This window comes from Stenotrophomonas sp. CCNWLW162 (assembly GCF_037203745.1).
Lineage (GTDB): Bacteria > Pseudomonadota > Gammaproteobacteria > Xanthomonadales > Xanthomonadaceae > Stenotrophomonas > Stenotrophomonas maltophilia_AQ.
The window spans coordinates 345,081-357,690 of sequence record NZ_JBBCBL010000003.1 but is presented as its reverse complement, the minus strand read 5'-3'; the positions used below and the strand labels follow the sequence as shown (position 1 = coordinate 357,690).

The following is a 12,610-nucleotide window of genomic DNA, read 5'->3' as shown; positions in this document are numbered from 1 at the left end:
TTGTAGCGTCGAGCTGGCTCGACTGTTCGGAAACGCGGGGCGGGCGGCTCAGGCCGCCGAAGACAGCGCCGGTTCCCCAGCGATCAGGCGGTCGAAGTAGTCGGTGGTCAGTGCGATCTGGCTGGCCGGATCCTCGGCACGGTTGACCACCGCACGGAACGCCGCGTTTTCCGGCCGGTCCTTGGCGTACCAGCCCAGGTGCTTGCGTGCGATGCGCACGCCCTGTGGCTCGCCGTAGAACGCGTGCAGTGCGTGCAGATGGCCGAGCAGGATGTCGCGTACTTCGGCCAGCGACGGCGGCGGCAGTTCCTCGCCGGTGGCCAGGTAATGCGCCACCTCGCGGAAGATCCACGGCCGTCCCTGCGCCGAGCGACCGATCATCACTGCATCCACGCCGGTCTGCTTCAACACAAAGGCGGCCTTCTGCGGCGAATCGATATCGCCATTGGCGATGACCGGTATGCGCAGCGCGGCCTTGATCTCGCCGATGGTGGCGTACTCGGCCTGGCCGGTGTAGTGCTGGTCGCGGGTGCGGCCGTGCACGGCCAGCGCAGCAATGCCGCTGTCCTCGGCAATGCGCGCGATCAGCGGGCCGTTGCGATGGTCGCAGTCCCAGCCGGTGCGGATCTTCAGGGTGACCGGCACGTCCACCGCGTTGACCACGGCTTCGAGGATGCGCGCCACCAGCTGCTCGTCGCGCATCAGTGCCGAACCGGCCCAGGCGTTGCACACCTTCTTGGCCGGGCAGCCCATGTTGATGTCGATGATCTGCGCGCCGTGGTCGACGTTGTAGCGCGCGGCCTCGGCCAGCTGCTGCGGCTCGGTGCCTGCGATCTGCACGCTGATCGGTGCCGGTTCGCCGTCGTGGTCCATGCGGTGGATCGACTTGCGCGTGTTCCAGAAGCGCGGGTCGCTGATGGTCATTTCCGAGGCAGCCAGTCCCGCGCCCAGCCGTTTGCACAGCAGGCGGAAGGGCTTGTCGGTGACGCCGGCCATGGGCGCCAGCACGACGTTGGGAGCAATGGAGTACGGGCCGATCTGCATGCACCCATTGTAGGGCGCGGGCGCCCACGCGAACGTGTCCGGCACGGCCGGGTTCAGGCCGATCCGGACCGTTCTCATGCCGCACGGGTATCAGCAGATGCTTGACGGTTGCTTCCGCCGCCCCCATGGGCAGGCGATGGTAGGCGGCTGGGTGAGGGCCTAGCCCAACGCCTGCCAGGCCTGCCAGGCCTGGCGGGTGCCCAGGGCGAAGGCCAGGCCCAGCCCCAGGCAGGCCAATGAGCTGGTCACCCAGAAGCGTGAGCCGTTGTACCCCGGCCGGAACAACGCCAGGCCGAAGCCCATCGCTGCACGCAGCAGCAACAATGCAGCGATGCAGGGCAGAACCAGACGGCTGGCCGGCAGCGGCGAATGCCAGCCGGCGGCTGCCAGCGCATACAGCGTCCAGGCCACCAGCACGGCGGTGATGGCGGCGGTCATCAGTGGTGGCCACCAGTGGCCGGCCCGGGCCAGCCGCACCATGCGCGAGCCAGCGCCGAAACGCTGGTACCACGGCGCGCCGAAGGCGATGCAGCCGATGTGCAGCAGTGCTGCGATGGCACTGCCAGCGGCTGCGACCAGCAGCCAGGGGAATCCGTCCATGTCCTGCCCGTGCAAGGAAGCTGCGCGGATGGTGGGCGAGGGCCGCAGTGCGGGCAATGCGACGGGTGGTCGCAGCCGGAATCAGTGCGGAGGGTCGATCCGCAATCCGGTGCCGAGATGGTCCAATGCCACATCCACACGCGGCAGCCGTTGCCGGCCCTGCGGCCACAACAGCCGCAACGGCAGGCCACGGCAGTCCAGCGCCGGCAGGATCGAGACCAGGCTGCCACGTGCCAGCGCGTCATCGACCAGCCAGCTGGCCAGCTGGGCGATGCCGAAGCCCGCCTCGACGGCCGCCACCTGTGCTTCGGCACTGCCGACCACCAGCCGTGCGCGGGCCTGCAGCGGTGCGCTGCGCTGCCCGCCATCGGCCACCTGCCACGGGCCGATACTGCCGTCGGCACGGCCGAACAGCACGCCATCGTGGTCGGCCAGCTCCGCCCCGGAGGTCGGCAGGCCGTGCTGCTGCAGGTAGGCCGGTGAGGCGCAGAAGCGCAGGCATTCGTAACCGAGCAGGCGGCTGCCGAGGGTGGCCGGCAACGGTTCCGGGCCGCCGATGCGCACGGCCAGATCGATACCGTCCTCGGCCAGGTCGATGAAGCGGTCGCTGAAGGTCACTTGTGGCCGCAGCCGGGGAAACTCGGCGGCCAGCTGCAGCAGCAGCGGCCAGACTTTCAATCGCCCGAAGGTGGCCGGTGCGTCCACCCGCAGGCGGCCCACCGCGGCATCGGCATGCGCGGCCAGCACCGATTCGGCATCGGCCAGTTCGCCAAGCACGCGCACGCACGTGCGGTAAAAGCCCTCACCGGCCTCGGTCAGGCGCAGGCGGCGGGTGCTGCGTTCGAACAACCGCGCGCCCAGGCGCGCTTCCAGCCGGGCAACGGTCTTGCCGACCGCCGAACTGGTCAGATGCAGCCGCTCCGCGGCGGCGGTGAAGCTGCCAGCGTCGGCGGTGGCGACGAAGGCCTCGATGCCGCGCAGCCGTTCGTTGGGAAGCATGGGTGAATATCTGTCCGGAATGGATGGAAAACATAGCAGTAATCGGAATTAGGGGAGGAAATAGGCTGGGCGGCCCTTGTCCCTGGCGGTCCTGCATGTCTTCCCTCGATTGTTCCGTTGCCACCGGTCACCGTGCTGCCCGTGCCCGCCTGTCCGTTGCACTGTTGGCGGTCTCCGCGTTCGTCATCGTCACCACCGAATTCCTGATCGTCGGCTTGCTGCCGGCGCTGGCGCGCGATCTCGGCCTGGGCATCGCACGCGCCGGGCAGCTGGTCACCTTGTTCGCGTTCACCGTGATGCTGGCCGGACCACCACTGACCGCACTGTTGGCGCATCTCGACCGGCGTCGCCTGTTCGTGGCCATCCTGCTGCTGTTTGCGGCCTCCAACGCGCTCGCGGCGGTGGCCACGCTGCCGTGGTTGCTGGCCCTGGCGCGGGTGCTGCCTGCGTTGGCGCTGCCGGTGTTCTGGGGCACGGCCAGCGAGACTGCCGCGCAGCTGGCGCCGGCGGGGCAGGGGGGGCGTGCGGTGGCACGGGTCTATCTGGGCATCACCGCCGCGATGCTGTTCGGCATCCCGCTGGGTACGCTGGCCGCCGAGGCCATCGGTTGGCGCGGCAGCTTCTGGCTGCTGTCGGCGCTGTCGCTGCTGATGGCGGGCGCACTCGCACTGTGGATGCCGGGCACCGCAGTAGAGTCACGGCGCGCGCTGGGCGAACAGGCGCGCGTGCTGCGGCAGCCGTGGTTGCTGGGCAACGTGCTGCTGTCGGTGCTGGTGTTCACCGCCATGTTCACCGCCTACACCTATCTGGCCGACGTGCTCGAGCGCCTGTTGCAGGTTCCCGCCGCGCAGGTGGGTTGGTGGCTGATGGGCTTCGGTGCGGTCGGGTTGCTTGGCAATGCACTGGGCGGGCGTTGGGTGGATCGTGCACCGCTGGCCGCGACGCTGGCGTTCTGCACGGTGCTGGCGCTGGGCGTGCTGGCCAGCGTCTGGCTGGCCGGGCAGGGAGGGGGGGCGGTCATCGCACTGGCGTTGTGGGGTGTTGCGCATACCGCGCTGTTCCCGCTGTGCCAGGTGCGGGTGATGCGCGCGGCGCCGCAGGCACAGGCGCTGGCCGGCACCTTGAATGTGTCGGCCGCCAATGCCGGTATCGGCCTGGGCGCGTTGCTCGGTGGCGGGGCCATCGAACGCTGGGGCCTGGGCTCGCTGGGCATGGCGGCCGCCGCGGTGGCGCTGCTGGCGATTGCAGCGGGGCAGCTGTTGCGACATGCGGAAGAACCATAAAAAAAGCCCGGGCATCTGCATGCCCGGGCTCGTTCATCCACGCGTGAGGTGGATCTACTTTGCTTCAGAATCAGCCGGGGTGAAGCGTGGCATCGCCGCAGCGGCGCCTTCCTTCTCGGTCGAACGGCCGGCGAACTGGTTGGCGAAGCGCACGTGGCGGGCGAACGGGGCGTCGGCCACCTGCGCCAGCGACGCGGCCAGCGCACCGTTGAAGGCGTCACCGGCACCGGTGGTGTCGATTGCCTGCACTTGTTCGGCACCCACGCGATAGTACGGCTGGGTATCGCCGCGCAGGTTCTCGTCGGCATGCGACACGAACACACCCACCGAACCCAGGGTCACCACCACCGTACCGTTGCCGACCAGCTTGCGGCACAGCGCATGCAGGCTGGCGCCATCCAGCGCAGCGACGTCGTTGGCATCCACGCGCTCGCCGACATGACGGCCAAGCAGGGCGGCGAACTCGGTCTCGTTCGGGGTGATCACATCGGCCAGCTTGAGCAGGCCGATGGTGGAGGGGGCATCGGCCGGCGCGGTGTTGAGCACGGTGGTGACACCGGCCTCGCGGGCGCTGGCCAACGCTGCTTCGATGGTCGGCACCGGCGATTCCAGCTGCACCAGCACCACCTTGGCGCCGGTCAGCAGCGCCTGCTGCTGTTGCAGGAAGTCGGTGCTCAGTGCGGCGTTGGCACCCGGGCCGATCACGATGGTGTTGCGGCCGCGGGCATCCACGTAGATACCAGCAGTGCCGGTCGGTTCGCTGCTGGCTTCGGCGATCAGCCCGAAGCCATCCTGTGCGGCCAGCTCGCGGGCGGTGGCGCCACCGGCGTCATCGCCCAACGCGCACACGAAGTGGGTGTCGGCACCGGCGCGGCAGGCCGCCACGGCCTGGTTGAAGCCCTTGCCACCGGGGCCGGTGCTGTAGCGGCCGGCAATGGTCGCACCCGGTGCCGGCAGCGACTCGCACCGCCACACGTGATCGACATTGAAGGAACCGACGACAACGACACTGCTGCTCATAGGGAATCTTTTCTCAACCAAGGGTTCAACTGAAGTGCGTCAGCACGCCGGCGATGGTCGCCGTCATGAAGGTGGCAATGGTACCGCCCAGCACCGCGCGCAGGCCGAACTTGGCCAGATCGTGGCGACGTTCCGGGGCCAGGCCGCCGATGCCGCCGATCTGGATCGCGATCGAGCTGAAGTTGGCAAAGCCGCACAGCGCGTAGGTGGCGATCAGGCGACCTTCGTCAGACAGGCTCACGCCCGCCACCTGGCCGTTCACGATCTGCGACAGCTCGGTATAGGCGACGAATTCGTTGATCACGACCTTCTGGCCGATCAGCGAACCGACGGTGGTGGCATCGGCCCACGGCGTGCCGATCACCCAGGCGATCGGTGCCAGCACGTAGCCGAAGATGGTCGACAGGTTGGTCGGCTTGCCGATCTGCGCGGCCAGCCCGGTCACTTCACCGATCCAGGTCAGCGGGGCGTTCAGCAGCGCGATCAGTGCGATGAAGGCCAGCAGCATCGCGCCGATGTTCAGCGCCAGCTTCAGGCCGTCACCGGCGCCAGCGGCCGCGGCATCGATGATGTTGCTGGAGGTCTTCTCCACTTCCATCTTCACCGTGCCGCGGGTGAGCGGGGTACCGGTTTCCGGAATCAGCAGCTTGGCCACGACCAGCGTGGCCGGCGCGGCCATGATGCTCGCCGCCAGCAGGTGCTTGGCGTAGAAGGCCTGCTGTACCGGGTCGCCGCCGCCGAGCATGCCCACGTAGGCCGCCAGCACGCCGCCGGCGATGTGGGCCATGCCGCCGATCATCATGGTCAGCAGCTCGGACTGGGTCATCTTGGCGATGTACGGGCGCACCGTCAGCGGCGCCTCGGTCTGGCCGATGAAGACGCTGGCGCAGACGCTGGTGGTTTCCGCACCGGACACGCGCATCACCTTGGTGATCGACCAGGCCATCACGCGCACGATGCCCTGCATGACGTTGAGGTGGTACATCACCCCCATCAGCGCCGAGAAGAAGATGATGGTCGGCAGCACCTGGAAGGCGAAGATGAAGCCGTAGTTCTTGACGTCCATCAACGAGCCGAAGATGAACTTCGAACCTTCGTTGACGAAGCTCAGCACCTTCACGAAGCCGTGGCCCAGCGCATCGAACACGTCGCGGCCGCCCGGCACCAGGATCACCAGCGCCGCGAATGCGATCTGCAGGGTGATACCGGTGGCAACCAGCTTCCAGTCAACCGCACGCTTGTTATTGGAAAACAACCAGGTGATGCCGATCAGCACCGCCAACCCGAACAGGCCGAAGCCGATCCTGCCCAAACCTTCGACCATGTGAGTGACTCCCCTGGGGCGTCGCGAAAAACGGGAAGCCTAGTGCAGGGCAGGGGCCGGGGCAAGGAAAAGCAGCGTGCGCGCGGCCATCGGTACCGATCAGGCCAGCAACGGCAAGGGGTTGCGGCCGGCAGGGGCAGGTAGAATGGCGGTTCGATCCCGGCCCGGATGCGGGCCCGCAGCAGGAGATTCGCATGCAATACCGTCGCCTGGGCTCCACCGGCCTGCCGATTTCCGCCCTGTCCTTCGGCGCCTGGGTGACCTTCGGCGACCAGATCCCGCGCGACGAGGCCCGCAATCTGGTGGCCGCGGCCTGGGATCATGGCGTCAACTTCTTCGACAATGCCGAGGGCTACGCCAACGGTCGCGCCGAACAGGTGATGGGCGATGTGATCACCGACCTGCGCCTGCCGCGCGATGGCTTCTGTGTCTCCAGCAAGGTGTTCTTCGGCAGCGCCAAAGACCCGCGACCAACCCAGCGCGGGCTGTCGCGCAAGCACGTGACCGACGCCTGCCACGCCGCGCTCAAGCGCCTGCGGGTGGATTACCTCGACCTCTATTACTGCCACCGCCCGGATCCAGACGCACCGATCGCCGAGACCGTGCACGCCATGGACACCCTGGTGCGGCAAGGCAAGATCCTTTACTGGGGTACCTCGGAGTGGTCGGCGGCGCAGATCCAGCAGGCGCTGGACATCGCCGAGGCGCACAACCTGCAGGGCCCGTCGATGGAGCAGCCGCAGTACAACCTGCTGCACCGCGAGCGTGTCGAGGTCGAGTACGCGCCGCTGTATGCCGGCGCCGGCCTGGGCACCACGATCTTCTCGCCGTTGGCGTCAGGCCTGTTGAGCGGCAAGTACGACCAGGGCATCCCGGCCGATGCACGGCTGGGCCGCGAGGGCATGGAATGGCTGCAGGACCTGGTGCTGGGTGCTGACGCCGAGGCTCGCCTGGCACAGGTGCGCCGTTTCAGCGAGGTCGCACGCGCGCTTGGCCATGCCCCGGCGACGCTGGCGATTGCCTGGTGCCTGCGCAACCCGAACGTCTCCAGCGTGATCCTGGGCGCCAGCCGGGTCAGCCAGCTGCTGCAGAACCTGCAGGCGCTGGACGTACTGGAGCAGGTCGATGCCGCCGGCTGGGCCCAGCTCGAAGCTGTCTTCGGCTGACCGGCAGCAGCGCCATGTAGAGTCGAGCCGTGCTCGACTCTGCGCGCAGCGCGGGTTTCACCTGGCAGGACTCGAAGAGCAGTCGAGCACGGCTCGACTCTACAAAAGCCGCCCGCCCTATCTTTCAATTGATGATTTCTATCGAATTTCCGGATTCGATCATTAATCTCATCAATGAAATTGAGAATGGTTGTTGATTGTCAACTGAGAATCATTATCATTTAACTCGTCCCTCGCACGAGTCCAGATGCTCATGAATGCTCAACCTGTACTGCTGCGCCCCGAAACGCTGACCCTCCGCGATCGTCCGGTCCGCGTCGTTCCGCCGGAAGAGGTCATCGACAGCGAAGCCCTGCTCAAGGGCCGTCGTGAAATCCTGATCCAGCACGGCGACCGCTTCTATCGCCTGCGCCACACCAGCAACGACAAGCTGATCCTGACCAAGTAATCGCGGCCTGGTCGCCCGCCTCCCTCCCTCCTGCCGGCAGCGCCGACAGGGTGGGCGACCCGTCCGCTCCCGCTCTCTCCCCCTCGGTCTACCGCGTGCACCTTCCGGGTGTGCCGGTAACCGGGGGTTCCCTTGCCTGACCGAATGAACCCGATGACCCGCCATACCGCCCTGAGTCTCGCCCTCTGGATGGCCTTGCCGCTGTCCGCCCACGCTGCTGCTGCCGCCGCGCCCGATGCGCGCGAATTTGACCGGGTGCAGGTCACCGCTACCCGCACCGAACGGGCCGTGAGCGACGTTGCGGCCACCGTCGACGTCATCGACCGCGAGCAGATGGACCGGCACCTGGTACAGGACATCAAGGATCTGGTGCGCTACGAGCCGGGCCTGTCGGTCACCCGCAGCGCCACCCGCTTCGGCCTGGATGGTTTCCGCATCCGTGGCCTGGATGGCAACCGCGTGCGCATCCAGACCGACGGCATCGTCATGCCGACCCGGTTCGACATCGGTTCGTTCGCCAGTTCCAACCGCAACTACACCGACCTGGACACGCTCAAGCGCGTGGAGATCGTGCGTGGCCCGGCCAGTTCGCTGTACGGCTCCGATGCACTGGGCGGCGTGGTCGCGTTCGTCACCAAGGACCCGGCCGACTACCTCAAGGACGGCAAGGACAGCTACTTTGGACTGAAGTTCGGCTACGACGGCGAGTGGAAGGGCCTGCTTGGCGGTGCCACCGCTGCCTTCGGTGGCGAGCACTGGAGCGGCCTGGTCAACGTGAACCATCACCAGGGCCAGGAGACGGACAACAAGGGTACGGTGCGCAGCGACGATCGCACGCGCACTGCGGCCAACCCGCAGGACCGCGACGGCCGCAGCCTGCTCAGCAAGCTGGTCTATGCGCCCAGCGAGGACCAGCGCTTCCGCCTGACGGTGGAAGGCAACGAAGACACCACCGACACCAACGTGCTGTCGTCGGTGGGTGTCAGTTCGGCCACCGGCATGAAGGGGCATGACACGCAGAAGCGCACCCGCGTCTCCTTCGCCCACGAGATGGATGCTCTGGACCAGCCGTTCGCCGACAGCCTGCATTGGCAGGTGTATGCGCAGAACAGCGAAACCCGGCAGCAGACCGACGAGACACGCACCGACGGCAGCCGCCGCCACCGCGTGTTCTCCTTCGACCAGCATGCCTATGGCCTGCAGGCGCAGTTCAACAAGGCGTTCAGCACCGGCACGATCGAACATGCGTTGACCTACGGCTTCGAGGGCACGCGTACCGAGATCCGCCAGAAGCGCGACGGCTACCAGGTCAACCGCGCTGGTGTGGTCAGCAATGCCATCGTCCCCGATGTGTTCCCGGTGCGGGACTTCCCGATCAGCAAGACCACCGAGCTGGGCCTGTATGCACAGGACGAAATGCGCCTGGCCGACGGCAGGCTGTCGCTGGTGCCGGGCGTGCGCGTTGACCGTTACGAGCTGAAGCCGGAGGTGGACGGCATCTTTGCCGAAGACAATCCGACCACGGCGGTTGCGCAGCTGAAGAAGACCAGCGTGTCGCCGAAGCTGGGCATGGTCTGGCGCTTCACTGACCAGTGGTCGCTGTTCGCCGGCTATGCACGCGGCTTCCGGTCGCCGCCGTACAACGACGTCAACATCGGCCTGACCAACGTCGCCTTCGGATACACCGCCATCGCCAACCCGGACCTGAAGCCGGAAACCAGCGACGGCTACGAGCTGGGCCTGCGCTTCATCGCACCGGCCGCGTACGTCAGCGTCAGTGGCTACTACAACGACTACAAGGACTTCATCGAGTCCAACGTCAACACCGGCCGCAACGCACAGGGCCTGATGGTGTTCCAGTCGCAGAACATCGCCGACGCGCGCATCTACGGTGCGGAAATGAAGGCCGGCATCGAATTCGGTGAACTCAGCCCGGCGCTGAAGGGTTGGGCGCTGCGCAGCGCACTGGCGTGGTCGCGTGGCGACAACAAGACCGACGACGAACCGCTGGCCTCGGTCGATCCGCTGCGTGGCACGCTGGGCCTGATGTACGACACCGACACCTGGGGTGTCGAGCTGGCCGGCACCTTCGTGCAGCGCAAGAAGCATCTGCCGCCGCCGGCCGCGCAGACCAACCCGAATGCACCGGCGCCGTTCGTCTACCAGCCGGCTGGCTACGGCGTACTGGACCTGATGGCGCACTGGAACTTCGCACCGGGTGCCACCTTCAATGTCGGCGTGTTCAACCTGGCCGACAAGCGCTACATCGAATGGTCGTCGATCACCCCGAGCCTGATCACCGATCGCACGCTGAGCGATCGCTTCAGCAGCCCGGGCCGTACCTTCTCCGCCAGCCTTGCCGTTTCCTGGTGACCTCATGAGCCGAGCACTGTCCGCCCGCAGGAATGACTCCATCGCCGTGCCGAACAGCGCGGCCTGGCCGACCCCGGCACAGCTGGCCACGCTCGGCACCGTGTTGTGCCTGTACCACGCCGACGGCAATGAGCTGGGTGGCTGGCGCCAGGCGGTGCGTGTACATGCCTGCCAGGGCGTGGACAGCGAGGGCCTGCGCGAAAGCCTGTGCTTCCTCGATGGCCGCGGCCGCTGCGTGTGGCGCCTGTACCTGCTGCCAGACAGCGACTTCCTGGCCTGGGACCGGCTGGTGGCCGCGCTGCCGCCGGGCCCGGAACACGACAGCGATGCCAGCGTCGGCGAACGCCTGTGGCGGCGCCTGGCCGGCCATCTGGGTGGCCAGCGCTGGCGCCTGTGCGCGCTGCGCCTGCATGCCGCCGACGATGGCCGCACCTTGGCCGCCAGCCTGTCGACCCTGTCTTCGCTGGGCGCTGCCACCGCGCGTCGCATTGCGCGCCTGGAGAGCGCCGAGGGTGAGTTGGCGATCGACGACTGCTGCTGTGCCGATGCCGCACGGCGACCGACCCCGCGGGTTCCCGGCGATCTGCCGCTGATCCGCCTGTGACCCATTGCTGATGGAACGCCTGTCGGCCACGGGCGGCCTCTCAACGAATCTGCAACCCCGAAGGAAGACCCGATGAAACTCCAGACAGCCAGCGTCATGCTGCTGCTCGCCGCCAGCGGCGTGGCCAGCGCGCAGCCCTCCGACATCGCCCGCGACCACGACAGCATCCTTGCCATGCAGGGTGAGTACACCGTGGACTTCGCCTTTGACGAGACCGTGCTGCTGAAGCCGGGCTACGAGCGCGCACCGGCGATGCGCAGTGGCGGCAACGAAGTGGTCATCGTGGTCGAAGACACTCCGAAGCGAATCGTGCTGCAGCATTTGCTGCTGGACGAGAAGAGCGGCCACATCACCAAGCACTGGCGCCAGGACTGGGTCTACGAAGCGCCGAACCGCTTCGAATTCAGTGCCGACCAGACCTGGCAGGTGCGCAGCATTCCGGCGGCGGTGAACCAGGGGGCCTGGACCCAGTGCGTCTACGAAGTGAGTGACGCGCCGCGCTACTGCGGCACCGGCAAGTGGACCTACACCAACAACGTGCCGAGCTGGAGCAGCGACCTGAGCTGGCGTCCGCTGCCGCGCCGTGAGTACACCAAGCGCAGCGATTACAACGCGCTGGCCGTGATCAACCGCCACACGCTGACCCCGAACGGCTGGACCCACGAGCAGTTCAACACCAAGGTGCAGCGCAACGCCGACGGCAGCCAGGTGGAGATCGCACGCGAGTTTGGCTTCAACGACTACGTGAAGACCACCGAGGTCGATTTCACCCCGGCGCGCAACTATTGGAAGGCAACTGCCGGTTACTGGGCCAAGGTGCGCCAGCGCTGGGACGGCTTCCTCGGCCAGGCGCCGGGCGTGCACCTGAAGACCAAGATCGACGGCATGGCGATGATCATCCCGATGTTCACCCAGGCCGAAGAGATCCAGGCCGGCAAGAAGGTGAAGGACAAGCAGATCGACGAAGTGTTCGCCAAGTACGTGGAAAAGGCGCCGAAGGAAGGTTGATTGCTGTCTCGCTGGTGGGTGCCGGGCGTGCCTGGCACCGCATCCACCCACGGCGTGGATCTACTGAGCGTACCTTCGCTTTGGTATAGGTACCGAGCTTGCTCGGCACGCTCTCGGCGATGATCGCAAGCGCGGGGTGCGATGCACTCAGGACGCCGGCCCACCCAGCGTGGTCAGGTCCAGTCCCGCGTTCTGGAAGGCACGCAGGGTGGCCTGCAGGCTCGCCTCGTCATCGCGGGTGCGGACACCCATGACAGCTTCGTGGCAACGTACTCGATCCGTGCTGCAGGCGCTCCGGTCCGGCAGCAGCAGCGCGGTCTGTGCGACGAGGATCGCCATGTGCGCCACTTCCTTTCTCGGCTTCGGTTGGCCCCGGTAGAACCGGTCGAACTCAGCACGCAGGTCGGCCACCACGTCGGCATCGCTGCGCGTGCGTGACACGCTGGCCGGAACCAGATAGGTCGGATGGCCCTCGTGGAAGGCTTGCGCCTCGTCGGCCAGCACCGTTTCCAGCACGAAGGCCTGCACCGCGTCCGGGGCATAGCCTTCCGCCGCGCGGGCGTCTGCAGGCAGCATCGCGCCGAGCAGCGGGGAACTGGCCAGAAGGATGCGCAGACAGAGGCCGTATTTCATCTTCATTCCTTGAACCTCGGGAGCGGGGGAGCAACGTTCAGCGCTTCCGGACGATCTGATCGAGTGGGGCGCGCAGCATACCGCCCGCCCCACCCGTGTGTGTCGCAA

At 67.1% G+C, this 12,610-nt stretch carries 12 protein-coding genes; 6 read left to right on the top strand and 6 right to left on the bottom strand.

Features of this window, described 5'->3' with window-relative positions:
• Nucleotides 1-48 precede the first annotated feature (48 nt).
• From dusB to V9K93_RS10470, 3 genes are all read right to left on the bottom strand, one after another.
• Nucleotides 49-1,044, bottom strand: coding sequence for a tRNA dihydrouridine synthase DusB (gene dusB, locus V9K93_RS10480; RefSeq protein WP_046982740.1), 996 nt, complete (start codon nt 1,042-1,044; stop codon nt 49-51).
• Nucleotides 1,045-1,203: 159 nt separating this feature from the next.
• Nucleotides 1,204-1,644, bottom strand: a complete 441-nt coding sequence (locus tag V9K93_RS10475) for a hypothetical protein (protein WP_046982725.1) — start codon at nt 1,642-1,644, stop codon at nt 1,204-1,206.
• An 81-nt stretch (nt 1,645-1,725) separates the two neighbouring features.
• Entirely contained in the window at nt 1,726-2,643 is a 918-nt protein-coding gene (locus V9K93_RS10470) for a LysR family transcriptional regulator (RefSeq protein ID WP_136638876.1), read from the bottom strand.
• Between the two features lie 95 nt (nt 2,644-2,738).
• Between V9K93_RS10470 and V9K93_RS10465 the strand changes: the two genes are divergently transcribed.
• Nucleotides 2,739-3,926, top strand: a complete 1,188-nt coding sequence (locus V9K93_RS10465) for an MFS transporter (RefSeq protein ID WP_337302518.1) — start codon at nt 2,739-2,741, stop codon at nt 3,924-3,926.
• Between the two features lie 54 nt (nt 3,927-3,980).
• Here V9K93_RS10465 and V9K93_RS10460 read toward each other — a convergent pair whose 3' ends face one another.
• Both V9K93_RS10460 and V9K93_RS10455 read right to left on the bottom strand, forming a co-directional pair.
• On the bottom strand, nt 3,981-4,946 hold the full coding sequence (locus tag V9K93_RS10460) for a ribokinase (protein ID WP_046982727.1): 966 nt from the start codon (nt 4,944-4,946) through the stop codon (nt 3,981-3,983).
• A 25-nt stretch (nt 4,947-4,971) separates the two neighbouring features.
• The gene (locus V9K93_RS10455) at nt 4,972-6,270 is read right to left on the bottom strand and encodes a NupC/NupG family nucleoside CNT transporter (protein ID WP_004144334.1); all 1,299 of its coding nucleotides are present in this window, start codon (nt 6,268-6,270) and stop codon (nt 4,972-4,974) included.
• Nucleotides 6,271-6,464: 194 nt separating this feature from the next.
• Here V9K93_RS10455 and V9K93_RS10450 point away from each other — a divergent pair, with 194 nt between their 5' ends.
• From V9K93_RS10450 to V9K93_RS10430, 5 genes are all read left to right on the top strand, one after another.
• Complete coding sequence (locus V9K93_RS10450) at nt 6,465-7,436, top strand: aldo/keto reductase (RefSeq protein WP_046982728.1); 972 nt, start codon at nt 6,465-6,467, stop codon at nt 7,434-7,436.
• 253 nt (nt 7,437-7,689) lie between these two features.
• A complete protein-coding gene (hemP, locus tag V9K93_RS10445) occupies nt 7,690-7,884 on the top strand; it encodes a hemin uptake protein HemP (protein ID WP_005412278.1) in 195 nt (64 codons plus the stop codon).
• Nucleotides 7,885-8,037: 153 nt separating this feature from the next.
• Nucleotides 8,038-10,257 carry a TonB-dependent hemoglobin/transferrin/lactoferrin family receptor gene (locus V9K93_RS10440; protein WP_426354315.1) on the top strand — a complete coding sequence of 740 codons (2,220 nt, stop codon included), beginning with the start codon at nt 8,038-8,040 and terminating at the stop codon, nt 10,255-10,257.
• Nucleotides 10,258-10,261: 4 nt separating this feature from the next.
• Nucleotides 10,262-10,861, top strand: a complete 600-nt coding sequence (locus V9K93_RS10435; protein ID WP_004144366.1) for a ChuX/HutX family heme-like substrate-binding protein — start codon at nt 10,262-10,264, stop codon at nt 10,859-10,861.
• A 72-nt stretch (nt 10,862-10,933) separates the two neighbouring features.
• Nucleotides 10,934-11,869, top strand: coding sequence for a DUF6607 family protein (locus V9K93_RS10430; RefSeq protein WP_046982730.1), 936 nt, complete (start codon nt 10,934-10,936; stop codon nt 11,867-11,869).
• Nucleotides 11,870-12,016: 147 nt separating this feature from the next.
• Here the strand turns inward: V9K93_RS10430 and V9K93_RS10425 are convergent, their stop codons facing one another.
• Entirely contained in the window at nt 12,017-12,502 is a 486-nt protein-coding gene (locus tag V9K93_RS10425) for a hypothetical protein (protein WP_248298476.1), read from the bottom strand.
• Nucleotides 12,503-12,610 lie beyond the last annotated feature (108 nt).